This is a genomic window from Christensenella tenuis, assembly GCF_014287795.1.
GTDB classification, from domain to species: domain Bacteria; phylum Bacillota; class Clostridia; order Christensenellales; family Christensenellaceae; genus Christensenella; species Christensenella tenuis.
This window is the reverse complement of the sequence record NZ_JACOON010000007.1, coordinates 124,957-149,614: the sequence shown is the minus strand read 5'-3', so window position 1 is coordinate 149,614 and position 24,658 is coordinate 124,957. Positions and strand designations below refer to the sequence as shown.

The following is a 24,658-nucleotide window of genomic DNA, read 5'->3' as shown; positions in this document are numbered from 1 at the left end:
ATTTACACCTCAATGACAGACAACGTATGATTAGTGTAGGGCAAGAATTTTTTGCAAATATCCTCTGTCTGCACTTTCATATATCCCGTTGTTGTCCCGTCGCTGCACCCATACCATTTCTCAGTAATTACTTCTTTATCAAAAATGATGTGCACCTTGTTTTCTGTATCTAACAGGCTGCTGAAAACAGTTGCCGCCCCGATTTTCGTACCAAGTATTCTTTCCATTTGCTCTGCGGGGGCAAAGGAAACGCGGGCAACGCCTAACGCATTGCTAAAATTCTTAGAACGGAACGGCTTATTGCCGACAGTAATAAACAAATAAAAATCTGTCTGCTGCCGATTGCAGAGAAACAAAGTCTTTACCATGTTCATATCCAGTTTTTCGTCAATGGCAACGCAATCCTCCATTGTAATCGCTTCCTCCGTATCGACGCGCTGAAAAGGAATTTGCAGTTTTTCTAATGCTTCATAAACTTTTTCTTGAAGCGGTGTCTGAAAATGACAAGGGGCTTCGGTTTGGATTTCACTTACATAAAACATTGCACTCACACTCCTACTTGACTTTTTTACGTACTCAGTTTACCATGTTCCTTAAAATTACAAAAACAAATGTTTATCATAAAAAATATGATAAAATCAGATGGATTGGACGAGGCGAAAACATGGACATGAATATTCAAAAGTATATGGCGTTTGTCAAGACGGTTGAGTATGGCAGCTTCACGAAAGCTGCAGAAATACTGAATTATTCTCAATCGGGCATTAGCCGTATGATAAACGACCTGGAAAAGGACTGGAAGGTCATTTTGTTGGAACGGGGAAAATCCGGCGTTAAGCTGACAAGCGACGGAATGAAGCTGCTCCCTTATGCAAAAAACGTCTGCATGGAGTATGAAAAACTGCAAATGGAAGTGGACGAGTTAAACGGGCTGCAATCGGGGCTTATCCGTATCGGCACATTTTCCAGTGTGGCGACGCACTGGCTTCCAAATATTATTAAAGAATTTCAAAAAGCATATCCGGGCATTGACTATGAATTATTGCTTGGCGATTATACGGAAATTGAAGAATGGATTTCAGATGGGCGCGTGGACTGCGGCTTTCTGCGATTGCCAACTTATTCCGGCTTTGAAACCATTTTTTTAGAGCAGGACAGATTGCTTACTATTTTGCCGGAAAATCATGCTTTGGCGCAGCTTGAAAAAGTCCCTGTGGCGGCTCTCTGTGAGGAACCATTCATACTCTTGGAGAAAGGCGCAAAAACGGAAGTATCGGAAATATTTGAACGTTGTAACCTGACGCCCAACGTACATTTTACAACATGGGACGATTACGCGATTATGTCAATGGTGGAAAGCGGTCTTGGTATCAGCATTTTGCCGGAATTGATTTTGAAGCGCGTTCCATACCGGATTATGGCAAAAGAATTAGATGTACCCGCATATCGGAAAATCGGGATTGCCCTGCGGAGTAAAAAGACCGCTTCACTCGCAGTCAAACGGTTCTTGGAGTATCTTCGTTACCGTTAAAAATCTTATCCCACAAGCTGAAAAAGCGTATTCCTATGATAAAATTCCGCAAGAGCGGACAAAATCCCAACTGGGATTTTCCGTTTGCCGGTTTCATATTGTGAATAGGTCTTTTGACTTAAATAAAGAATTTGGCTCAATTGATATTGTGTTAAATCATGGTCGATTCGCAGTTCGCGTATTCTTGAATATACCATAAATATCATCTCCTGCAATAAGTGTGTCCAAAAAATAAAAATTATGAATTTTAGGTCTACTTGTCCTAAAATTACATTTTCTGTTTTTCAAAGGGTATACCGGCAAAAAAAGGAGGCCGCTATGGAAAAACTGTGCGGGCATTGTGCCCGGTATATCCAGCATTATATCCTGCTGGAGGAAGAATATAAGCCCGTCCTGTACGGGCATTGCATGCGGGATAAGCTGCGCCTCCACCCCAAAACAACGGATTTTGGCAGAAGCCGTGCGCCGAATGGGAACCAAAACAGGAATTGCATTATGAATTCGGTTTTAACCGCGAAAAAATGCTATAATAGCTCCATGGAACCATTGCTGAAACGTTGCCGCCTGTGTCCGCATGCCTGCGGGGCAGACAGGACGGCAGGGGAAAAAGGAAAGTGCGGGGCGGGCGCGCAGCTCAAAGTGGCACGTGCCGCGCTTCATTTTTGGGAAGAACCGTGCATTTCGGGCGCGGTTGGTTCGGGTACGGTGTTTTTTTCCCATTGCCCGCTTCACTGTGTTTATTGCCAGAATGCCGGGATCAGCAGCGGGAAGGCCGGTGCCGGGATCACAACGGGCAGGCTCGCGGATATCTTTTTGGAATTGCAGGAGCAGGGGGCGGCAAACATCAACCTCGTTACGCCGACCCACTATGTCCCTCATATCATAGAGGCGCTTGCGCGCGCAAAAGAGCGTGGCCTCACGCTTCCAATCGTATATAATTGTTCGGGCTATGAAGGTGTGGAAGCGCTTCGGCTCCTGGCCGGTATGGTGGATATTTACCTGATGGATTTCAAATATATGGATGCCTCCATTGCCCGGCGCTATTCCCACGCGGCGGGGTATCCGCTCGCGGCAAAACGCGCCCTGCGTGAAATGGTGCGTCAGGCGGGGGATGCGGAATTTGATGAAAAAGGATTGATGCGGCGGGGCGTCATTGTGCGGCACCTGCTTTTGCCCGGCTGCCTCGAGGATTCACGGGCGGTCGTCCGCTATCTGTATGAGACTTACGGAAATCGGATCTGGCTGAGCCTGATGAGCCAGTACACCCCCGTATGTAAGGAACGGCTTCCGGAAGAACTGCGCAGGCAGGTCCGGGCGGAAGAATATGACGCGCTGGTCGATTTTGCGGTTAGCCTTGGCATAGAGAACGGATTTATCCAGGAAGGGAAGGCAGCGGACGAAAGTTTTATCCCTCCCTTTGATCTCACCGGCATATTTCCGGGCTGAATTTAGAACTGTGTGCAGGTGCGCAAGCCCTCGCGCAAGAGGGGCGACGGCTACTGCGCGTTCCGCAGGCTGTTTTCCATATGTTGAAATAGAAACAACAAAAAGCCGCTTAATTAAGCGGCTTTTAAACTGTATTACATAGAATAATACGCATTATTTCACGCTCTGAAACCTGTTTTTCAGATGCCAATAGACTGCACCTGTTCCAAAAATTGCTTTGCCACACGCGGAGAACGCCCGCCCCGCTCAAGCGCGTAAATCTCTGCCTGCCGGTGCAGATCGCCGCTGTCCATTTTGACTCCGTAAAGCTCTGACAAATGATCAATGATAGTGAAGTATTGTTCCCTGTTCGGGCGGGAGAACGTGATCGTCAGCCCGAAACGGTCGGAGAGGGAAGTAAGCTGTTGGATTGTGTCGTTTGCATGTACCTCATCGCCCTCACGTTCGGAAAAAGTCTCACGTACCAGGTGGCGGCGGTTGCTCGTCGCGTAGACCGCGAGGTTTTTGGTGCGCGCGGAAACGGAGCCTTCGAGGATCGCTTTCAGCGCCCCGAAGTCGTCGTCATCCCGTGTAAAGGAAAGATCGTCAATGAAAAGGATAAATTTCAACGGGTTTTTGCCAAGAGTGTCAATCAGCGCGGGAATCATCCGCAATTGGTTTTTCCTGATCTCAATCAGACGGAGCCCCCGCTGCGCAAACTCGTTTACCACCGCCTTTACAGTGGAAGATTTCCCGGTACCGCTGTCTCCATATAAAAGTACGTTGGCGGCGGGTTTGCCTTCCAAAAGAGCGAGCGTATTCTTGACCACGCAGCCGCGTTCGTATTCATAGCCGGAAAGTGCAGACAGCCGTGTTTCATCCGGATGTTTTACCGGGGCGAGTTCGCCGCCCGAAACCGTAAAGAAATGATACTTTGAAAACAGGCCGTAGCCATAGGTGCCGATGTGCGCAATACGTTCTTTATAAATCTGCAGAAAATTGTGCCCGGAGGAATCCCAGTCGGGCAGGAATCCGTCATACGGGATAAGACGCTTCAGTTGTGCGGACTGGATTCCCGCAAGCTCCTGCAAAACCGCAAGCTCATTTTTCAGGCATTTTTCCAGTGTGGCCCCGGTTTTTGCACCGCGTGCCTTTTTCAATATGTAAAGATTTTCGCTTTCAAGCACCGCCTGCAGGAGATAATCGCTGAAATTCGTCCCACGCGTAAAAAGCTGTGCGCAAAAGTCCGAATACGCTGCCACGCATTTCTCCGGGTCGCCCTGTTCCGCCGTTTGTGCAAGGATCATAAATTTCTGTACGACAGGGTCTTCCAAAAGGCCGTGGAATAAAACGAGCGAATGGAGCCTCAAGACCAATTGTTGTAAATTTTCCATCATTCCGTCCTTCTTTGCTGAAATACGTTTCTATTATACTGCGTTTTCGCCGCTAAATCAAAAAGGCGCCCTCCGGAGGAAAGCGCCTTTTACAGTATATGTTATTCTTTATTTACCTTCTGGCGGTATGCTTCCATCTCCCAGTTGGTAATGAAATCGATCAGTTCCGGGGTCATGTGCAGTGGACCGCCAAAGCTCTCCGAATAAACTGCAATTTTTACCGCGTCGAGCAAGAGCATCTTCGAGGTAGCGATTTCCTTATCCGTATCGCCGAGGATAAACGCGCCAAAATCCTTTACACAAACAACCTTAGGCGCATATCCGTTTTTGTCCATGAATTCCCTGAACTTTACATCCATCAGGTCCGGAGACTCCGTATACAGGAATTCCGCCTTGCAGTAAACGATGTGGTCAGGCGTGAAGGCTGCGGCAAGAGGCGCAAACGCACGTTTCGAAGCAACGAGGGAAAGAATTTCATGATTGCATATCAGGTCGGCCTTTCCATTCGGGGAATAAAGGGCGGCGAGCTCGCGTTTTAAAGATTCCGCCTTTTTCGTATCGCAGGACGCCTCCGAGAAGTCCGGCGTACGCCCAAGCTTGCTGCGCAGGCGTTCCATTACGTGATTCATCAGTGTATCGATTTCTTCGCGCGTATCGGCGGCGACGAAAATGCCATGGTTCTGGAGCAGAAGGATTTGTGCTTCCTTGCCATATTTCTCTTTATATTCTGCCAGCTTTTTCCGGCAGAGGAGAGAAAGCACATAGCCGGGACGCGAAAGCGGGATCCATACAAATTCGCCGGGCAGCAGCTCTTCCGCAACCGTTGCGCCGTCCTGTCCGCAAGTCAGCCCGTTTACAAGCGCGGGATGCACGTGCAGGATCAGGCGGAACGGAAACAGGTTGTGCAGCGTCGTTTCCACGCTCGGGCGTTTTTCTTCGAACCCGGGGAGCCGTGCTGCCATCATATCCGCAAGCGAAGCCGCTTCGCGTTCCGTATCGCCCTGCGGGTAGCCAGCCGTCATCATCGCATTGAGTTTTGCGCGGTCCATCCCCACAAAGCCATCTGCCGTTATGGTTGCAAGCGTTGTGCCCGAACCTTTGATATACATTTCCTTATCATCTTTGAGAGAGGTGTTGCCCCCGCCGGCAAGGACATAATCTTCGTTTTTGCCATAGTCGTTTGAAAGTTTTATCAGCTCTGTAAGATCCAATTTTGTTACCTCTTTTCCTAAAATTTATTTTAGATTTTCCTTTGAAAATCAAGGTAAACATGATATAGTAAAAATGAATTTGTAAGAATTACACATTACTTCTTAATTATATGTGATCTATTTGTGCTTTTCAACAAGAATCGTGTGAAAAAATAACAAAATGTTGGGGAGCTATGAAAAGGGAGGAGAACCGATGAGTAAGGAAACACTATTACAGGAATTGAACGCACCGGAAAAGGAAGCGCGGCTCGAGGCGCTGCGCGGCCTCAGACGTATGCTCGACGCTGGAGAAATAGCGGAGCCGGAGCGTACAGCGGATACGAATAACCATGTTCATACCACCTATTCTTTTTCGCCCTATTCGCCGGCGGCGGCAGTCTACTATGCCTATATGAGCGGACTCGTGACGGTAGGAATCATTGACCACGATTCTATCAGCGGTGCGCGGGAATTTATCGAGGCGGGGGAAATTATGGGAATCACCACTACCATTGGCTGCGAAGTGCGCGTGAGTTTTGCGGATACTCCGTTTAAAGGGCGCACCCTGAACAATCCGGACGAGCCGACAGTGGCCTATATTGCCCTCCACGGCCTTCCGCACAATAAAATCGACGAGATGGATGCGCTTCTTACGCAAATACGCGTAAAACGCAATGAACGGAATCGCAGGCAGGTGGAAAAGCTCAACGAAATCATAAAACCCTACGGTCTGGCACTTGATTTTGAAGCGGATGTAAAGCCTCTTTCCATGGCGCACGATGGGGGGAGCATCACGGAACGCCACATATTATTCGGTCTTACGAAAAAATTGATTGGGAAGTACGGAAAAGGCGAAAAACTGATTCATTTCCTGGAAAACGATATGGGGATTGCCCTTAAGCCGAATGTGAAAAAAATGCTTGAGGATACGGAATTTTCCGCCTATGAATACGACGTGCTGAACGTGCTGAAATCAGAGCTGGTGCCGCGGTTTTTTATCGCGCAGGGGGAAGACAGCTTTCCGGTAAAAAAAGTAGTGGATTATGCCCGCACGTTGGGGGTAATCCCAACTTACTGCTACCTTGGGGATGTTGCCGAATCCCCGACAGGCGACAAAAAAGCGCAGAAATTCGAGGATGAATATTTGGATGAACTGTTCCCGTATGTCAGGAAACTTGGATTCGAAGCGCTTTCCTATATGCCCTCGCGCAACACGATGGAGCAGCTTGTGCGCGTGATGGATAAATGCCGCGGGCTTGACTTTTTTGAGATATCCGGAGAAGATATCAATCAGCCGCGCCAAAGCTTTATTTGCATGAAGCAGCGCGACGATGCGTTCAAGCATCTTTCAGATAACACGTGGGCGCTTGTAGGGCATGAGAACGCGGCGACGCTCGATCCGGAAGAGAGCATCTATTCAGACAAGATGAAGCGGGAATATCCACAGCTCAAAAACCGCGTAGCCCACTTCAAAAAAATTGGGCTCAAATACAAAAAATAAACTTCCGGAACTTTTAACACCCCTAATGAAATAGGGGTGTCAGCTTATCAAAAAAGGTCGCGGCAAGCGACCTTTTTTGATAAGCTGCCTTTTTGAAATTAGTTTCAAAAAGGTTTTTTGTGTGAAAAGAGTCTATTTTCTAAGCAAACGGGCTTTTTTCAGGACATCTTTCGCTGTGATTTCGTCTGTATAAAGGCGATTCACGATACCACCGCGTAGGGCGCCCAAGATGGCATGGCTTTTGTGCTCGCCAATCGCAATACAGATACGGTTTCTCTTTTTCTTAAGGTCGGCAAGCGGAATGCTCATGATCCGGCCGGTAATATTACTCTGGATCTCGTTCCCGTTAATGTCGAAATTGCGTCCCGCAATGTCGCCAACGCCTCCGCTGTGTGCGATTTTATTATAAACGCTAAGATTATAGGTCCCTTCGTCTGTCAGGAACGTATCCTTCAGGTCTGTTCCCCCTACGGAAAGGATAACCGTCTGCGCCTTGTGGCAAAGGTTCATGACGTAGCGTATATTGGAATCGGACAATAGAACCTGCGCGATATGTTCCGTATCGACTAGCAGGGGAGCCGGCATAACAAATCCCTGTGCAGAAAAAATATCTGCGAATTTTTCGATAATATGAGTTGCTTTCATGGAAGCGATGGTTCCCGTCACGAAACCGCTCAACATACAGATTTTTACGTCTCGTTTTTCCTGCGAAGGGGGAACCAGGTTTTTAGCGAGATATTCGGTTGTACGCCCCCATGTGACTCCCACCGTCTCGCCATTCCCAATATATACGGGGATATCGCGCGCAGCATATGCGCACACATCGTCCAGCCGCGGGAGGTAATCATCTACAAATGAGGGAAGCACTGTGCAGGGAATTCCGAAAGAATCGAACAGTTCCTGTTGGAGGTGAGTTACCTCTTCACCCGAATAATTGATCTTAAATTCAACATACCCAAGATCGACCGCTTTACGGATCAAGCGGGAGACTGTGGATTTAGAGACGTAGGACTTCCGTGCGATCTCTTCCTGACTGATGCCAAGCTGGTAATATTGCTTTGCGGCGCTTATCATCAATTGAAATTCTTTTTCGTTCATGGGCACTCATCCCTCCCGGATCGTATTATATCATAAATAGAAAAGAAAGAAAAAAGAGACAAAAATGCCAAGCGGCAGTATTTTTTAAAATAAACCGGTACAAAAAACAGCCGTATAAAAAGTGTTTTATAAAAGAGAACGTTATCAATAAATTTCTTGACAATATTTTTTCCTTTTTGTATAATGAAAACAGTGGCAGAATAAACCGTAAATAACGTCAATATTTGTAGTATTTCAATAGAATTTTTATCTAGAGTACATTTGGGATAACGAAATTTAGAGAAGATATGTATATTCCTATAAAACATTGGAATGCATGGAAAAAAGATTTGGATTTTTACTAAAGCGCCCTGTATTTACTCGAAATATTGATAACGTTATCAAAATATAAGAGAGAGTATAAGGAAAAATGGAAAGCATGGCAAAGCAAAATATTACAATTATAGACGTAGCGCAAAAGGCGGGATTATCGTCCGCGACTGCCGGACGTGTACTCGGAGGATACGGGAACGTTTCGGAAAAGGCGCGTTTAAAGGTGATGAAAGCAGCTAAGGAACTTGGCTATATGCCCAATGCGATTGCGCAGAGTATGAAGAGCCAGGTTACAAAAACGATAGGGGTCTTGGTAGGGAATATTGCAAATCCGTTTTTTAGCGAGATCATTCATTCCATTGAGGTGAAAGGAGCTGAAGCAGGATATAGTGTGATTATTGCCAATACGGGCGAAGATATCGACGAGGAAGTAAAAGCCATCAAAACATTATACGCAAAGCGCATTGACGGCCTGATTATTGCAACGGCGCAGCCGAACGATATGACACTGGATGCTACGAAAAAAAGGTTGTATGCCGGAGATGTTCCGGTAGTATATATTGACCGCGAACTATTGAATGTCAACGAATTGATTATTAAGGCGGACAATTTTTCAGGAAGCTATGAAGCGACTCGCTATTTGCTCCAAAAGGGACACGAGAATATTGGCCTGATCGCAAGTATTTTTACATCGACTATGTACGAGCGGATTGATGGATATAAAAAAGCATTAAGCGATGCAGGGGTGCCCTGCCATAAGGAATATATCAAAATCGGGAGAACTGCATCCGTTGAAGAAGGGAATCGGTTCACTAAGGAGTTGTTGGCGCAAAGCGCGGAGTTGACGGCTTTATTTGTTCTTAATAATATTACATGTACAGGGGCGTTATTGGCCCTACGGGAAATGAACAAAAAAATTGGCCGTGATATCAGTTTCATTGCTTGGGACGATTTTGAACTGGCGAAGATACTTGATCCCCCGTTGACGACGGTAACGCAGGATCCACAAAAAATGGGAGAATTGGCTGCGGAAAAATTATTTGAGAAAATCAACGCAAAACGGGAGAATAAGGAATGGTTTGGAGAATCAACAATCGTGCTCAAAACACAAATGATCGAACGCCAATCATGCCACGATATTAACCTTTTAAAATAAAAATTTACTTTAAGCTGTGGAGGTGATGAGATAGGAGAGATAGATTTTTATTTACGGTTTAAAAAAGGCAGCACAGGAAAGACAAAAAAATGCTACAAACATGTAGCGGTGTTTGTAGCATGAGCGGATATCAGGGAGAAGATGTGTGTTCTTTTTGTACCCTTTTATCCAATACAATTGTATCACCATATTCATTAAAAAGCAAATTAAACGTAAATCTCAAATTATATTCAGGAGGAAGAAATGGCATTAATTATGGGGATGAACAGTGGTTCATCATTCGATGGAATTGACGTTATTCTTGCAGAAACAGAAATTGCGGAAGACGGTTTTCCGAAACCGACAAAATTTTTGAAAGGAGGATCGTATCAATGGCCTAAAGAAGTGGAAGATATGATCGTTCCTGCATTCGACAATAAAGTCGATATGGTAGGGCTTACCCGTCTCACTTATATTGCGGGGGCACAGATGGCGGAAGCGGTCCGTCAGTTCATGAAGGAAAACGGAATTGATCCGAGGGATATCGAAGTGCTGGGAGTGGATGGCCAGACGCTCTATCAGGAGCAGCCCGACCATGTGAAAATTGCAGCGATGACAGATACGCAAAAGGATGACTGGGTGCATCGCTGGCTGAATGGACCGTATCCGTGCGGCTACCAAATCGGCGATACATCTGTGATTGCCGGCCTGACCAATATTACTACCGTGACGAATTTCCGGCAGGCTGACCATGTATGGGGCGGCAGTGCGGCGCCGTTGATGCAGTATTTTGATTTCGTTTTATTCCGTGATAAGGAAGAACCGACACTTACGCTGAATATTGGCGGGATTGCAAATGTGCATCTTGCATATAAAGACCGCCGTAAAATGGTCGCCTTTGATACCGGTCCCGGGAATTTGATGTCTGATAATGCGGCGAGAAGGCTTCTTGGGCAGCCGTGCGACTATGACGGTGCTGTTGCGGCCAAGGGAACGGTAAATGAAAAAATGCTGGCGGAATTTATGGAGCATGAATTCTTCAAGCGTCCTGTACCGCGTTCCGGATGGAAATATGATTTTTCAGAGGAATACAGTAATAAGATGCTGGATAAATATTCAAATCTTTCTACGGAAGATATTATGGCAACGATCTGCGCCTTTACAGCAGAAGCGATCGTACGCAATATGAACGATTATATTCCGCAGGATATGATTGAGCGGGTGAAGGTGATGTACGCCTCCGGCGGCGGTGTAAAAAATCCGACCATTATGAAATATATCCAGGAAAAACTGCCCCGGAACATCCGCCTAACATCTTCCGAGGAGATCGGTATCCCTCCGGAATATAAAGAAGCATGCAAATTTGCGACCCTAGCATATTCGACAATGCATAATATTGCGGATAACATTCCGGCCGCATGCCATGCATCCCAGTATACGATACTGGGGAAAGTATCGTTTGCGCCATGGAAGGCGAAAAATATTGGACCTTTGGATTAAAATGTCCTAAAAATAATCAAAAGCGTGAGGTGAAAAACATGAAAAAGTCTATTGTTGTAACCCTGGTATGTTTAATGGTCATTTCGGCAATGCTGTTTGCAGCTTGCGGCGCACCTGTGGCGGAAGTCTCCGCACCTGCGGAATCGACGGCGGCAGAAACGTCTGCGTCATCTGAAGAACCTGCTTCCGAGGAATCGGCAGAGAGTACGGAGGTGGCTTCGGCAGAAGGCGTAAAAATCGGCTTTTCTTTCGGACAGAGCGTTCATCCGTTTTTCGTAGCCATGCAGCAAGGGGCGGAAGCAGCGGCGAAAGAAGCGGGAGTACAACTGGTCGTGACTACCGCTGATTATGAAGTCGAAACACAGGTTTCGGACGTGGAAAATCTGATGCAGCAAGGTGTAAAAGCAATTATGGTAAACCCGATCGACTCTGCGGCGCTTAGCAACGTATGCAATGAAGCGCTGGAAAAGGGGATCGGAATTTTTCCGGTCGATATCAATGTAGACAACTGTGAAGTGACGGCATTTGTTTCTTCTGACAATAAAGAAATCGGAAAAATGGAAGCGGAATATATTATAGAACAGTTGGGAGGAGAAGGCACGGTTGCATGGTTGGGAAATCCGAGCATTACATCTCTGCGCGACCGGCAGGAAGGCTTTTTTGAAGTGATGGATGCGCAGGAGGGAATCGAAATTGTCGCGACAAACGAAACGGCGGCAATTGAGCGGACCAAAGCGCTGGAAGCGGCAGAGACTATCCTGCAGGCGAATCCCGATTTGGACTGCATAGCGGGCTCCAACGAATCTTCCGCTTTGGGTGCGCTTTCTGCGGCACAGGCTGCCGGCAAAACCGATATCCTGATTACGGGAGTTGACGCAACAGAAGATAATCTCAATGCGATCAAATCCGGAACGCCATTCTCGATGGCAGTTGCCCAGGACCCGTACCAGATGGGCTATCAGGCAGTGCAAAATGCACTCAAATGGATCAATGGCGAAGAAGTGGAAGAGTTCATTTCCGTGCCGATCGGCTTGATCACGGCTGATAATGTGGATGAATATATCGAACGTGAGGCACAGTACGCTGCCGCTGAATAAAAATTGGAAGTAGAGTTGACGTGGGGAACTTTGCGGTTCCCCACGCTCTGCTCAAAAAAATTAAGAGTACTATCATTTGGAAAGGTGTGGTAACGTGCCCAGAAAAATTTTGAATATGAAAAGCATCACCAAATCCTTTGCCGGCGTTACAGTGCTTGACAATGTACAATTCGATCTGATGGAGGGCGAAGTACACGCGCTGATGGGCGAAAACGGAGCAGGGAAATCTACCTTGATGAAGATATTAACGGGCGTATATACAAAGGACAGCGGAATCGTAGAAAAACTGGATCAAGGTGGAAATATGGTACGAATGGAACATATTACGCCAAAGGAAGCACAGGAGCAGGGAATTAGTATCGTGTTCCAAGAGTTCAACCTTCTTAACAATATGAGTATTGCCGAGAATGTTTTTATCGGCAGGGAGCCCAAAACAAAAGCGGGCACAATGGATTGGAAAAAACTATATGCAGATACCCGGGATATATTGAAGCGTGTCAAAGTAGACAAAGAACCGCGTGCTCTTGTCTCGGAATTAAGCATAGCGGAAAAACAACTGGTTGAAATTGCAAAATGCCTGTCTTATCAGGCGGATATTATTGTATTAGATGAACCTACTTCCAGTCTGACAGATCGTGAAGTAGATATTCTGTTTGATTTAATTACCGAACTGAAATCCAAGGGGACGAGTATCATTTATATTTCCCATCGAATGGAGGAAATCTTTAAAATAACAGATCGGATCACGGTATTCCGGGATGGAAAATTTGTCGATACATTCAAAACGGCGGACACTACCAATGAAGAATTGGTGCAATGTATGATCGGCAGGAAACTAAATTTAGAAAAGAATACTCAGGCAAAGGATTATAAAGATAAGGAAATTGCGCTTGAAGTTAAAAATGTGAACGTAAATGTTACGCTGAAATCAAAGCCTTTTGATTTTAGGCTCCATAAAGGAGAAATATTAGGTTTTTTTGGCCTCGTGGGCGCAGGCAGGACCGAGATGGCACGTATTATCTTTGGGATCGATAAAGCGGATGAAGCAGAAGTGTATAAAAACGGCCGGAAGATTACCATAAAGTCGCCGATCGACGCGATCAATAATGGAATTGCGCTAATTCCGGAAGACAGAAAAGAATTGGGGTTGGTTTTATCCCTATCCGTACAAAATAATTTGGTATTATCATGCCTGAAGAATTTAAGCCCGATCAGGATGCGAAAAGCTGAAGAGAAAGAAATCGCCCTGAAATATATCAAAAACCTTTCAGTAGCCTTGAGCAGCGAGGAACAGGCGGTAGAGGAGCTTTCCGGAGGGAATCAGCAGAAGATTGTTTTGGGGAAGTGGTTGGCGATGAAACCCGACATTTTGATTATGGATGAACCGACACGCGGAATCGACGTAGGAGCAAAAGCGGAGATTTATTCGATCATGAGGCAGCTTGCAGAAAACGGAACAAGTATTTTGATGATTTCGTCAGAGATGCCGGAAATTTTACACATCAGCGACCGCGTGATCGTACTTTATGAAGGACAAAAAACACTGGATGCACCTGTTGCGGGTCTCAATCAGGAAAAGCTGATGCATGCAGCGATTGGAGGGAATGAATAATGTCGAATAATGAAGTAATCATCGCTTCTGAAGAGAAGCGTGGGAGAAAGGCTGCAAACTTACGCCAATATGCGCTTATTTTTATTATGGTTGGCCTGTTTGTGGTTTTTACCTGTTTAACAAACGCATTTTTTACGCCGGATAACCTGCTCAATATGTTCCGGCAGGTGTCGATGATATGTATCGTTGGGGTCGGTATGACAATGATTATTATTCTGGGAGACATCGACCTGTCTCCGGGATCGGTGATGGCATTTGTCGGCGTGATGGGCGCGACGGTATATAAAATGACCCAAAGCCCCTTCCTGACCTTAGTATTCTCGCTCGCGATCGGCGCGGGAGTTGGTTTTGTAAACGGATTTATCACCGCGAAAGGCCGAATCCCGGCATTTATCACGACGTTGGCGACAATGCAGATTTTCCGCGGAATATCCTTTATTTATACGGGTGGCAACCCAGTATCGGTATTTGATGAAGGATTCACGCAATTTGGAACGGGATACGTGGGCGCGATCCCATTGCCGGTTGTGTTGATGGCTGCAGTTGTTGTCGTTGGCATTTTTATTACGAAATACACGCGGTTTGGACGGCATATTTATGCAGTTGGCGGGAATTCCAAAGCAAGTCAATGGTCTGGTATCAGCGTCGACAGAGTAAAGATTGGCGTGTTTACTCTGAGCGGCCTTTTTACAGGGCTGGCGGGGCTTGTGATGGCAGCGCGCCTCGGATCGGGACAGCCTTCGGCAGCAGATGGATTTGAAATGGATGTTATCGCCGCTGTCATCTTGGGCGGGGCGTCTTTGGCCGGCGGCAAGGGGACGATTTTTGGAACGGTCATCGGCGTAATTATTATTGGCGTCCTAGCGAATGGACTCACACTGCTGGATGTTTCCTCCTATTGGCAGCAAGTGGTAAAAGGGCTGATTATTGTCGTTGCAGTCCTTATAGATACAAAAAGCAGGAAGAAGGCATAAGCGGGGGATACCATGCCCCCGCAAGGCTTTATGAGGGAGGTAACATATGCTGTATCCATTTAAGTTTAATCATATTTATATCAATAAAATATGGGGAAGCCGGGATTTTTCATTGTTCCGCAGCGATCTTCCCGAGGGGAAGATAGGAGAAACATGGGATATTGCCTGCCATGAAGAAGGCACGAGCGTCGTAACAAACGGGCAATACATAGGGAAAACATTACAGGAAATGATCGGCATGTTCGGCCATGACCTGCTTGGAAGCGGGATAGATCCGGAGAATTTTCCTTTTATGATCCGTTTGGTCAATCCACGGGAAAAACTGTCTATCCAGGTACACCCCGATGATGACTATGCGCGCAGCAAGGGCATGGCGGCAGGGAAGACAGAGGCATGGTATGTGATGGAGACCTTCGAGGAACCCTTTTTATATTTGGGTACGAAGGATTGTACGAAAGAAGAATTCCGAAAGAGCATCAAAACAGGGGAAACGGAAAGGTACATGAAGCGGTATGAAGCAAAAAAAGGAGATGTATACCTGCTTCACAGCGGTTTGGTGCATGCGATGGGAAGCGACCTGATTATGGTGGAAATCGGGCAAAACTCCAATACGACTTACCGTATCTTTGATTATGGACGGGGAAGGAAAGTAGATGTGGAAGATGCGTTCCATGTGATCGACCTCAATATGCAAGGAAGGCGCTCTCCGGGCGTTTCCGTCGACCACAGCGGATACAGGCGGACGATCTATTTTGTCCATGAAGCATTTGCATGGGAATGTTATGAGATCAGTTCCTGTATGCAAAGCTGTACAGACAAAGAGCGCTTTCATACCTATACCTGTGTCGAAGGCTGTGGAGTGCTGAGGTATGGAAGTAAATGCGAATATATCCAATGCGGGGAAAGCGTGCTTATGCCGGCCAGCCTGGGAGAGTACGAAGTGCAGGGCAATTTAAAGCTGCTTAAATCGTATGTGCCAGATAAGACGCGCGCAAAACAGGAATTGTGCAAAATGATAGGGATATGAAAAAAGCAGATTACAGATATACGGTGCGGGCATGTTATATGGGATACATCGTATTGGCGGTTGTGATAAACTTGACGCCGATCCTGTTTGTTCCCCTGCAAAGCCTGTATGGAATCACATATGCCCAGCTTGGCATATTGATCTCAGTAAATTTTATCGTGCAGGTAGCATCTGATCTTGCATTCGGCAGGCCTGCCGATGCGTTTGGGGCGCGCCCCTTTGTAATATTAGCGCAGGCGCTGGCTATAGCGGGCCTGGTGGTATTTGTACTTGCGGCGGATTTGTTTGCGGATCTATTTACGGGTTTGCTGATCGGCACGATTCTATTTTCAATTGGCGGTGGGCTGCTGGAATTGCTTATTAATCCTATCGTGAACGCAATTCCGACCCAAGAGAAGATTTCGGCAATGAACGTACTGCATTCCTTTTACTCTTGGGGACAGATCGTGGTCATTATTATTACTACGCTGCTGATTTATACATGGGGAGCGGAAAGCTGGAAACAGGTTGTCTTGCTATGGCTGGCGGTCCCGGCAATCAACATATTCTTATTTGCCAAAGCTCCGATTGCCCCCTTTGTAAAAGAAGGGAAACGGAAAACGCCGCTTAAACAGGTCGTGCGGAACAAATACTTTCTGCTTGTGACGTTATGTATTATCCTGGGGGCCGCTTCCGAGCACGTTATGGGGGAATGGAGCTCGACGTTTATGGAAAAAGCCGCGGGATTTCCCAAGGTTATTGGCGATACGGCAGGCGTATGCATGTTTGCGCTTATGATGGGAGTAGGAAGGATCCTCTATGCCAAATCGGGCGGAAAAAATTTACTGAATGTCCTTACTGCAGGCGCGGGACTGGCGTTGGCGGCATATTTACTGATCGCATTTACAAATAACGGTGCGCTGGCGTTGGCGGCGTGCGCCCTGTGCGGATTCGCGGTAAGCATCATGTGGCCGGGCTGCATCGTACTTGCCGCAGACCGTTTCCCACGGGCGGGGGCCTCGATGTTCTCCGTGCTTGCGGCAAGCGGAGACGCGGGCGCGGCATTTGCCCCGTGGCTTGCAGGCATGGTCGCGCAGGGAGTCTCCGCGGTAAACGGGGACCAGGCGGGTCTTCGGACGGCAATGATGATAACGGCTGTATTTCCGTTGGTTATGCTGGCGGTTATGACAATAATCAAAAAAGAACATAAAAAATCTGGAATACAGGAAAAGGAGTATAAAGGTGAAGACGGGAATTTCAGCATCGATGATGTGCGCTGATTTTATGGATATGAGGAAGGACATACGCGCAATGGAGGAGGCGGGGATCGAGTACCTGCATTTTGATATTATGGATGGAAGCTTTGTGCCCAATTATGCACTGGGGGTATGCATGATTGAACAGGTCAGGAGAGAGACGGATTTACCGTTAGATATTCATTTAATGGTAGAACGCCCGGACCTGAAAACAGGATACTTTCCTTTTCGTAAGGGAGATACAGTATCGGTACATGCAGAAAGCACGGTTCACCTGCAAAGACTACTGCAATTTCTTAAAAGGGAAGGGATACATCCGGGTGTTGCAATGAATCCGGCTACCCCTGTTGAAGTATTGGAATATGTGCTGGATGTGGCGGATTTCGTGTTGGTAATGACGGTGAATCCGGGATTCGCAGGACAGGCAATTGTGGAAGAGATGCTGAGAAAAATTGGGAATGTACGTAGCTACCTGAATGAACGAGGTCACCGAGATACGGTGATTCAGGTTGATGGAAATGTAAGCTTTGAAAATGCAAGGAAAATGAAAGCTGCCGGCGCGGGAAATTTTGTAGCAGGGAGTGCGGGACTGTTCCGGACGGATATGACGATCCCGGAGGCTGCTAAAAAGCTGCGCGAAGCCATCCGGTAGAAACTATACCGAGCAGTTTTTTGGATTTTGTGTTGGAAACATAAGCCTTATATCTGAACGCCACAGGAAAGAACCTGCGGCGTTTTAGCTTTAAAAGGATAGTAACTGGCAGTATAGAAAGAATAGTTATCCACCAAGCGCAACGCATTGATAGACAACGTACTCAACAGATCGATATTTACTACCGTTTTATTGGAAAATTATACTAAACACTCATTTATATTTATTCGCGTTAGCGCGGGGTGTTTTTTGCAGCGCAACCATAAGCAGCCTCAACTGATTTATGCGGGGATAATTTGCTGATTTCCCTTTAATATTTTGTTGTAGGGTACCTGCAAAGGGGTTACAATAAAACTACAGGGGAAGATTGGACTTTACACGACTGTAAGGAGGTTTACCATTATGTCGCAGAGAATGATTTTGAATGAAACATCGTATTTTGGGCAAGGAGCGCTTTTGAACCTGCCGGAGGAAATCCGGCGGCGGGGATTTAGAAAGGGGCTTATCATAACGGATGCCGATCTGGTGCGGTTTGGCGTCGCCGCCAAGGTGACGGATTTGCTTGACGCAAGCGGTATGGCGTACAACATTTTTTCACAGGTGAAGGCAAATCCCACGGTAGAGATCGTCAAAAAGGGAGTAACCGCGTTTCGTGCAAGCGGTGCGGATTATCTGGTTGCCATCGGCGGCGGATCGTCGATCGACACGGCGAAGGCGGTTGGAATCATCGTCAGCAACCCGGAATTTTCCGATGTTGTAAGCCTTGAAGGCACGGCGAATACGCTGAGAAAGGCGGTGCCAACGATTGCAATTCCTACGACGGCGGGTACGGCGGCAGAGGTGACGATTAACTATGTAATTACGGATGAAGAAAAGAAACGGAAATTTGTATGCGTGGACGTACATGACATTCCGCAGGTTGCGATTGTCGATCCGGGGATGATGGCTTCCATGCCGCGCGGCCTTGCGGCATCCACGGGGATGGACGCGCTTACGCATGCCATTGAGGGCTATGTGACAAAAGGCGCGTGGGAAATGACGGATATGTTCCACCTGCAAGCGATTAAAATGATCGCGGAAAATCTCAAAGATGCGGTCAACGGCGATATGAAGGCAAAGGAAGAGATGGCGGCCGCGCAATATATCGCGGGCATGGGTTTTTCCAACGTAGGTCTTGGCGTGGTGCACGGAATGGCGCATCCATTGGGGGCGTTTTACGATACGCCGCACGGCATTGCCAATGCGGTGCTGCTGCCTTATGTAATGGAACACAACCAGGACGCGACAGGGGAAAAATATCGTGAAATTGCCCGGGCCATGGGCGTAGGGAATGTAGATAACATGAGTCAGGCGGAATACCGCCGCGCGGCAATCGAAGCGGTGCGCGCCTTATCACGCGCAGTGGAGATTCCACAGACCTTGGCTGAAATCGGCGTAAAAGAGGAAGACCTCGAGGAATTGGCGAAGTCGGCCTTCTGCGATGTATGCACAGGCGGAAATCCCAAGGATATGACGGAGGAAAGCATTCTTGGAGTATATCGTTGGGCGCTGAATGGCTGAGGATATTTTTTAGGGCCGCGGGAGGTTTCGCCTGCGGGATGAAAAGAAGCAAAGCGGCTGCGCCGCAAAGAAAAGGAGAATCCCTATGAATTTTCATGTACTGCACCCCGCCGATCAAATTTGCATGATGATGGAGCGTATTTATGCGTTCGGTATGACAACAACCTCGGGCGGAAATCTTTCCATCAAGGATTCGGACGGCGACATCTGGATTACGCCGGGATCGATTGACAAAGGAACGCTGACGCGGGAAGATATCATGCAGGTAAAACCGGACGGCACGGTCCTCGGCCCGCATAAACCGTCGGTAGAACTGCCTTTTCACAAAATGGTGTATGAGAAACGGCCGGACCTGAAGGCTGTGCTGCATGCACATCCGCCGGCATTGGTAGCATATTCCGCACTTGGCCGGAAACCGCAGACAGAAATGATTGCGAGCGTCAATTATATTTGCAACAATGTGAAGGCGGCGGGATATGCGCTTCCCGGTTCAAAAAAACTCGGCGGCCTGATTGCACGGGAGTTTGAAAATGGATCAGATATTGTAATGATGGCAAGCCACGGCGTTGTAGTAGGCGCGCAGAACATGTTTGATGCGTTCATGAAGTTTGAAACACTCGACTACTGTGCGCGCATCGAGATCAATGCGGCTCCGCTCGGAAAACCACGCATCCTTACGCCGGAAGAACTCAATTTGTATTATATGCGTTCTTTCCCACAGCTCGAGGATTATTATCCGGGAGAATATAGCTCAGCCGAACGGTATTACCGCTCGGTCATGTGTAAATTTATCCGCCGGGCGTATAACCAGCAATTGTTTACTTCAACACAGGGAACTTTCTCGCGCAGGCTGCCCGACGGTTCGTTTATCATTACGCCTTATAATAAAGACAGGATGTACCTTGAGCCGGAAGACATCGTAAATATCCGCAATGGACGCAAGGAGCAGGGGAAAAATCCATCGCGCGCCGTAAAAATGCATCAGGCAATTTACGAGAAACATCCGGATATCAATGCAGTTGCCATTGCGCATCCGCCGAATATTATGGCGTTTGCAGTAACAGGGGCGGAGTTCGACGCACGGTTGATTCCAGAAAGTTATATTATGCTCAAACAAGTGCAGCGGCTGCCGTATGGCTCCAATCTTCTCGAGCACAACCAGGTGGTAGATACGATATCCATGAAAAATCCGGTTGAGATGATTGATAACGATTGTGTGGTGATTGCAGGAACCGGTCTTTTGAATGTATTTGACAGGCTGGAAGTGCTGGAATATTCCGCTAAGTCTGTCTTGGCGGCAAAACAGTTGGGAGAGCCGCGAACGATTACGGCGGAAGAAGTAAAGGAAATCGAGGCGGCGTTTAAGCTGTAACGAGTGGCGTTGGATTTCCTTTTTTAGATTGAACTCTAAAAACAGACAATGACACAAGCCAGCCCCCTGATGTAGGACAGAGACTATACAGGGGGTATTTGTATGAAAAGAAGCTATACACACATCAAGATATTGGAACAACAAATCATAAAAATGCGTAAAGAAAGGAAAAGCAAGCAGGAAATTGCAGATGCGCCTGGCCTGAAAAAAATTCAAGCCAAAAACTGAGTAAATCGCCATAACAAGCAAGCGAATATTGTCGTGCCAAAGAAGCACGGCCAATTAGTACGTAAGGAGCGATGAAACTACGTATTACCTCCATGTCAAGGGCAGGGATGCCGCTTAGTAACGCTCCGTCGAAGAATTTCTTTGGAATACTGAAAACAAAGTACATCTACTGACAAAAAATGCTTCAATTAAAGAAGCCGTGAAACTGATGCACGAATAAATTCAATTTTATAGTTATGAGCGTATCCAAACAAAAAGCAGATTTACTCCCTTTGAATTGAGGAGTAAATCCACGCAATTTTTTCTTTTCTTACTATTGGTTTTTTCTGCCTGTTTAACAGGGAGTGGTCTACTAGAGGGAACGTTTTTTTGTATACGTCCAACAATTGGTTATATAAATAACGTTATTGTAAAATGAATTTTAATGAAATTCTATATATAAACATATATAAAATCATTTAAAATGGATATAAATATAACTTTTAGTATTTTATTTATATATTTTTAAAAAAATATTGACATAAATATAACTTAATGTTAAGATACAAATATCAAATACAACAAGGAGGTAATAAATATGAAGGTAAACAAATCAGAACTCGACCAACTAGTAAAAAGCGCGATTGGTTCAGGTCCGGCACGCAATGCAGATGCTCCTAAATTTGCAGATGATGCTTCGATCGGCGATGGCAAATCCTTAATTGGGAAAGTGCCGCCTCCGCCGCTTAAGAAATTCAAGATTACGGTGGAGCGCGTAGAGGGGATGTGTGTTGCACGACATGTAGAAGGCGAGACCTTCTATATGGAGGGAGACAAAACACCGGAAGGGATTTGTATTCCGGCCTTTTCGGGATTGCTGCCCTATATCAATGCAATGATTTGCAATGCGGATTTCTGGTGGGAACCGGTCAAGGGAAAAATCCGGCTTGGTTGCCCGGATCCAGATAATCATGTTACGTTTTCCATCGAAGAGGTTTAATTACAATTCATTGAGAGAGAATAGGCAAAATTCGGTAAATATGGCATACACGCTTTTGGGTGCAATGCTGGACAGCGAATATGTCTCGGTCTGCGAATTGTTTGTCTCAACAGGGAAATAAATTTCGTATTATTATAAATTATCAAACTAAAAAATCGGCTACGCTTTCTCTGGTTTTTTGGCCCTTTTGGCATTGGGAAGATGGCTGGACAATCAAATTACAGGACAATATTTTTCGGGTATGGAAAATTTTGTTCGATGTATGAATTGATGATTGAGCGGAATATTACTGCATTGCAAAATTTGAATTTATCATAGGTTGCCTGCTTGTAGGATAGTAAGAACCGATTGAACCGATTGAAACTTAACGGACTGATAATATCGGGCTTTAAGGAGTGCTGCGGGAATGAACGAAGCTCTTGGATTACTGGAAGTGAGAGGACTTGCCTCAAGCATAATGGTGATGGACGCCATGATGAAGGCGGCGGAAACGGGATTGGTCGATATAAAAAAAGATATGGGTGGCGGTCTCGTAACGCTGGTGGTTGAAGGCGAAGTAAGCGCGGTAACGGCCTCTGTTCAGGCAGGGATCGCCGAAGCGGAACGGGCGAGCGAAGTGATTGCGTACCGGATTATGGCGAATCCGGATCCACAGACGCGGATGTATCTTGATAATTCCTATCGTGAAAAAAAGATTGTGTTTGGAAAGGAAGCGTTTGGCATCATTGAGGTATACGGATTTATCTGTGCCATGACCGCGGCGGATGCGGCGGTAAAAGCAGCGAATGTGCGGTTGGTTGGTATGGAACGCACGAAGGGAAGTGAAGGAATTGAGCTGATTGTGGCGCTAAAGCTGGCGGGTCTACCGGATGCGGTGAGAGGCGCGGTCGATGCGGGACTTGCTGCGGCAGCGGAAGTGGGCGATGTAATTTCTTCCAACGTAAATGCGCTTCCGTGCGAAGGGATCTACCCAATGATCCAATACACAAATTTGAAAAGTGACTGAGAAAATGGGAAAGAAAAAAGCAGGGGCGGATATCGCGAAAAAGAATCAGGCAAAGGAGCGGAAAACGGAAGCTGAAGGCGCTGGAAAAGAGGCTTTGGGGATCGTGGAATGCCGGGGAATTACGGCAGCGATCGAAGCAGCTGACAGTATGGTCAAAGCAGCGGGTGTGGAAGTGATTGGCAGTCAAAAGATTGGTAATGCCCTGATTTACATAGCTGTTGCGGGGAAAGTCGATGCGGTCAGAGAAGCGGTAAAGACCGGAAGTGAAACGGTACAGAGGCTGGGCGAGCTTTATGCGGCGCATACGATGGCCCGGCCGGACGATGCAATCTTTAAGATCATAAAGATCATTTCGGGATGAGAAAGGAGAGAGGAAAAATGGCAAGAGAAGCGTTGGGTATGGTGGAGACGCGGGGGCTTACGGCGCTTGTAGAAGTCGCGGATGCAATGGTAAAGGCGGCGAATGTGAAGCTTGCGGGAATGGAAAAGATCGGCTCAGGCTATGTAACCGTAATGGTGACGGGAGATGTTGGCGCGGTGAAAGCGGCAGTGGAAGCGGGTTCGGCGGCTGTGAACGGACTTGGTGAACTCGTTGCCGCGCATATTATTCCCAGTCCGCATGCAGATATGGAGAAGATATTGCCTGGAACACAGGAAACAGAAATCAAAGTGGAAGAAATCGGATAAAACGGAGGGAAAATCATGATTAAAGAAGCACTGGGAATCATTGAAACCAGAGGGCTTACTGCCCTGATCGAGGCAGCGGATGCGATGGTGAAAGCGGCAAATGTGGAGTTGATCGGTGTAGACAAGATCGGCTCGGGCTATGTGTCTGTGATGGTGCGCGGCGACGTCGGCGCCGTAAAAGCCGCTACGGAAGCGGGGGCGGGAGCTGTTGGAGCACTTGGCGAACTTATCGCGGTGCACGTGATTCCGCGTCCCCACGGCGATGTAGAAAAGATACTCCCCGCGATGAAATAAATAGAAGGGAAGTGCCGTTATGCAGCTTGGCAAAATCGTTCAATATGTCGTAGCGACGAAAAAAAATGAAAAGCTGACGGGTTGCAAGCTGTTGGTTGTGCAGATGATCGAAAATGGAAGGCTCGTCCAGCGCTATACAGTGGCAATCGACAGTGTCGGCGCGGGAGAAGGTGAGGTTGTCCTCGTTGCGTCCGGAAGCGCCGCGCGCATCGGAACAGGGAGGGAAAACGCTCCGGTAGATGCGGCAATCGTGGGCATCATTGACAAACCGGAATCCGTACTGGGAGAGTAGATATGAAAAATCTTGGGGCCGCTGTAGGAATTGCGGAATTCCAGGGAATCGCCGAGGGAATTGCGGGCTTTGACTGTGCAATTAAAAACAATGATATTCACTTGTTGCAGGCAGGGATGATATGCCCGGGAGGATATCTGATAATTTTTGGCGGGAGGTATGCGGACGTGTATGGAGCGGTTCATATGTTGCGTGGAAAATATCTTCCGGCATTGCGAAAATCAATAGTAATCGGCAATCTGAGCAATGGCATTCTGAACCATCAGCCGGCTGAGAGAAAAACAGATGCGCTGGGGATTCTGGAAACGCGCGATGCGGCAAGTGCGGTCTATGCTGCAGATGAAGCGGCAAAAACATCCGACGTATGGGTGCGGGAATTGCGCCTGGCGAACGGAATCGGCGGTAAAGGGGTGGTAATCCTTTGTGGCGGAATCGCGGAAATTACCGCGGCGATAGAAAAGGCATCCCTGTTATGCCGGACGAGAAATGGATTTGTGGCGGGTACGATTATAACAAATCCGCATGAGCAGACATACAAAACATTATTTGGAACTTAA

27 protein-coding genes are annotated in these 24,658 nt (G+C 47.0%); 22 read left to right on the top strand and 5 right to left on the bottom strand.

Annotated elements, in window-relative coordinates:
* Positions 1–2: 2 nt before the first annotated feature.
* On the bottom strand, positions 3–542 hold the full coding sequence (locus tag H8S18_RS13075) for a prolyl-tRNA synthetase associated domain-containing protein (RefSeq protein WP_186858859.1): 540 nt from the start codon (positions 540–542) through the stop codon (positions 3–5).
* A gap of 122 nt (positions 543–664) precedes the next feature.
* On the opposite strand from H8S18_RS13075, the gene H8S18_RS13070 reads away from it, so the two are divergent.
* Positions 665–1,531: a LysR family transcriptional regulator gene (locus H8S18_RS13070; protein ID WP_186858713.1), complete on the top strand. Its 867-nt coding sequence runs from the start codon at positions 665–667 to the stop codon at positions 1,529–1,531.
* Positions 1,532–1,536: 5 nt separating this feature from the next.
* On the opposite strand, the gene H8S18_RS13065 is transcribed toward H8S18_RS13070, so the two are convergent.
* Positions 1,537–1,728, bottom strand: coding sequence for a helix-turn-helix domain-containing protein (locus H8S18_RS13065; RefSeq protein ID WP_186858712.1), 192 nt, complete (start codon positions 1,726–1,728; stop codon positions 1,537–1,539).
* Between the two features lie 121 nt (positions 1,729–1,849).
* Between H8S18_RS13065 and H8S18_RS13060 the strand changes: the two genes are divergently transcribed.
* Positions 1,850–2,977, top strand: a complete 1,128-nt coding sequence (locus H8S18_RS13060) for a radical SAM protein (RefSeq protein ID WP_330598777.1) — start codon at positions 1,850–1,852, stop codon at positions 2,975–2,977.
* Between the two features lie 179 nt (positions 2,978–3,156).
* Here the strand turns inward: H8S18_RS13060 and H8S18_RS13055 are convergent, their stop codons facing one another.
* Positions 3,157–4,353, bottom strand: a complete 1,197-nt coding sequence (locus H8S18_RS13055; RefSeq protein WP_330598776.1) for an ATP-binding protein — start codon at positions 4,351–4,353, stop codon at positions 3,157–3,159.
* A gap of 98 nt (positions 4,354–4,451) precedes the next feature.
* Entirely contained in the window at positions 4,452–5,561 is a 1,110-nt protein-coding gene (locus tag H8S18_RS13050) for a class II aldolase/adducin family protein (protein ID WP_186858711.1), read from the bottom strand.
* 193 nt (positions 5,562–5,754) lie between these two features.
* On the opposite strand from H8S18_RS13050, the gene H8S18_RS13045 reads away from it, so the two are divergent.
* Complete coding sequence (locus H8S18_RS13045) at positions 5,755–7,041, top strand: PHP domain-containing protein (RefSeq protein ID WP_186858710.1); 1,287 nt, start codon at positions 5,755–5,757, stop codon at positions 7,039–7,041.
* Positions 7,042–7,173: 132 nt separating this feature from the next.
* Here H8S18_RS13045 and H8S18_RS13040 read toward each other — a convergent pair whose 3' ends face one another.
* Entirely contained in the window at positions 7,174–8,139 is a 966-nt protein-coding gene (locus H8S18_RS13040; protein WP_186858709.1) for a sugar-binding transcriptional regulator, read from the bottom strand.
* A 418-nt stretch (positions 8,140–8,557) separates the two neighbouring features.
* Here H8S18_RS13040 and H8S18_RS13035 point away from each other — a divergent pair, with 418 nt between their 5' ends.
* The 19 genes from H8S18_RS13035 (at position 8,558) to H8S18_RS12945 (ending at position 24,658) form a co-directional block, all read left to right on the top strand.
* Positions 8,558–9,607, top strand: coding sequence for a LacI family DNA-binding transcriptional regulator (locus tag H8S18_RS13035; RefSeq protein WP_186858708.1), 1,050 nt, complete (start codon positions 8,558–8,560; stop codon positions 9,605–9,607).
* A gap of 243 nt (positions 9,608–9,850) precedes the next feature.
* Positions 9,851–11,086, top strand: coding sequence for an anhydro-N-acetylmuramic acid kinase (locus H8S18_RS13030; protein ID WP_186858707.1), 1,236 nt, complete (start codon positions 9,851–9,853; stop codon positions 11,084–11,086).
* Positions 11,087–11,124: 38 nt separating this feature from the next.
* Positions 11,125–12,183 carry a sugar ABC transporter substrate-binding protein gene (locus H8S18_RS13025; RefSeq protein ID WP_186858706.1) on the top strand — a complete coding sequence of 353 codons (1,059 nt, stop codon included), beginning with the start codon at positions 11,125–11,127 and terminating at the stop codon, positions 12,181–12,183.
* Positions 12,184–12,298: 115 nt separating this feature from the next.
* Positions 12,299–13,795: a sugar ABC transporter ATP-binding protein gene (locus H8S18_RS13020; RefSeq protein WP_207721772.1), complete on the top strand. Its 1,497-nt coding sequence runs from the start codon at positions 12,299–12,301 to the stop codon at positions 13,793–13,795.
* Positions 13,795–14,769, top strand: coding sequence for an ABC transporter permease (locus tag H8S18_RS13015; RefSeq protein ID WP_186858704.1), 975 nt, complete (start codon positions 13,795–13,797; stop codon positions 14,767–14,769). The genes H8S18_RS13020 and H8S18_RS13015 overlap by 1 nt, the downstream gene beginning before the upstream one ends.
* Before the next feature lie 46 nt (positions 14,770–14,815).
* Positions 14,816–15,796 carry a type I phosphomannose isomerase catalytic subunit gene (locus tag H8S18_RS13010; protein ID WP_243165163.1) on the top strand — a complete coding sequence of 327 codons (981 nt, stop codon included), beginning with the start codon at positions 14,816–14,818 and terminating at the stop codon, positions 15,794–15,796.
* A complete protein-coding gene (locus tag H8S18_RS13005; protein WP_186858703.1) occupies positions 15,793–17,055 on the top strand; it encodes an MFS transporter in 1,263 nt (420 codons plus the stop codon). The genes H8S18_RS13010 and H8S18_RS13005 overlap by 4 nt, the downstream gene beginning before the upstream one ends.
* Positions 17,018–17,683 (top strand): ribulose-phosphate 3-epimerase, encoded by a 666-nt coding sequence (gene rpe / locus H8S18_RS13000; RefSeq protein ID WP_186858702.1) that lies wholly within the window; start codon positions 17,018–17,020, stop codon positions 17,681–17,683. Before H8S18_RS13005 ends, rpe begins: the two co-directional genes overlap by 38 nt.
* Before the next feature lie 53 nt (positions 17,684–17,736).
* Positions 17,737–17,892, top strand: a complete 156-nt coding sequence (locus H8S18_RS15140; protein ID WP_186858855.1) for a DUF4368 domain-containing protein — start codon at positions 17,737–17,739, stop codon at positions 17,890–17,892.
* 193 nt (positions 17,893–18,085) lie between these two features.
* A complete protein-coding gene (fucO, locus tag H8S18_RS12990; protein WP_186858701.1) occupies positions 18,086–19,243 on the top strand; it encodes a lactaldehyde reductase in 1,158 nt (385 codons plus the stop codon).
* A gap of 85 nt (positions 19,244–19,328) precedes the next feature.
* Complete coding sequence (locus H8S18_RS12985; protein ID WP_186858700.1) at positions 19,329–20,615, top strand: class II aldolase/adducin family protein; 1,287 nt, start codon at positions 19,329–19,331, stop codon at positions 20,613–20,615.
* A gap of 102 nt (positions 20,616–20,717) precedes the next feature.
* Complete coding sequence (locus tag H8S18_RS14865) at positions 20,718–20,843, top strand: hypothetical protein (RefSeq protein ID WP_279288471.1); 126 nt, start codon at positions 20,718–20,720, stop codon at positions 20,841–20,843.
* Between the two features lie 577 nt (positions 20,844–21,420).
* Positions 21,421–21,822, top strand: a complete 402-nt coding sequence (locus tag H8S18_RS12980) for a TIGR04076 family protein (RefSeq protein ID WP_186858699.1) — start codon at positions 21,421–21,423, stop codon at positions 21,820–21,822.
* A gap of 406 nt (positions 21,823–22,228) precedes the next feature.
* Positions 22,229–22,828, top strand: coding sequence for a BMC domain-containing protein (locus H8S18_RS14520; RefSeq protein WP_207721770.1), 600 nt, complete (start codon positions 22,229–22,231; stop codon positions 22,826–22,828).
* A 4-nt stretch (positions 22,829–22,832) separates the two neighbouring features.
* Positions 22,833–23,189, top strand: a complete 357-nt coding sequence (locus H8S18_RS12965; protein ID WP_186858698.1) for a BMC domain-containing protein — start codon at positions 22,833–22,835, stop codon at positions 23,187–23,189.
* Between the two features lie 17 nt (positions 23,190–23,206).
* Positions 23,207–23,515, top strand: coding sequence for a BMC domain-containing protein (locus H8S18_RS12960; RefSeq protein WP_186858697.1), 309 nt, complete (start codon positions 23,207–23,209; stop codon positions 23,513–23,515).
* A gap of 15 nt (positions 23,516–23,530) precedes the next feature.
* Complete coding sequence (locus H8S18_RS12955; RefSeq protein ID WP_186858696.1) at positions 23,531–23,809, top strand: BMC domain-containing protein; 279 nt, start codon at positions 23,531–23,533, stop codon at positions 23,807–23,809.
* A gap of 19 nt (positions 23,810–23,828) precedes the next feature.
* Positions 23,829–24,101: a EutN/CcmL family microcompartment protein gene (locus H8S18_RS12950; protein WP_186858695.1), complete on the top strand. Its 273-nt coding sequence runs from the start codon at positions 23,829–23,831 to the stop codon at positions 24,099–24,101.
* Between the two features lie 2 nt (positions 24,102–24,103).
* Positions 24,104–24,658 (top strand): BMC domain-containing protein, encoded by a 555-nt coding sequence (locus H8S18_RS12945; protein ID WP_186858694.1) that lies wholly within the window; start codon positions 24,104–24,106, stop codon positions 24,656–24,658.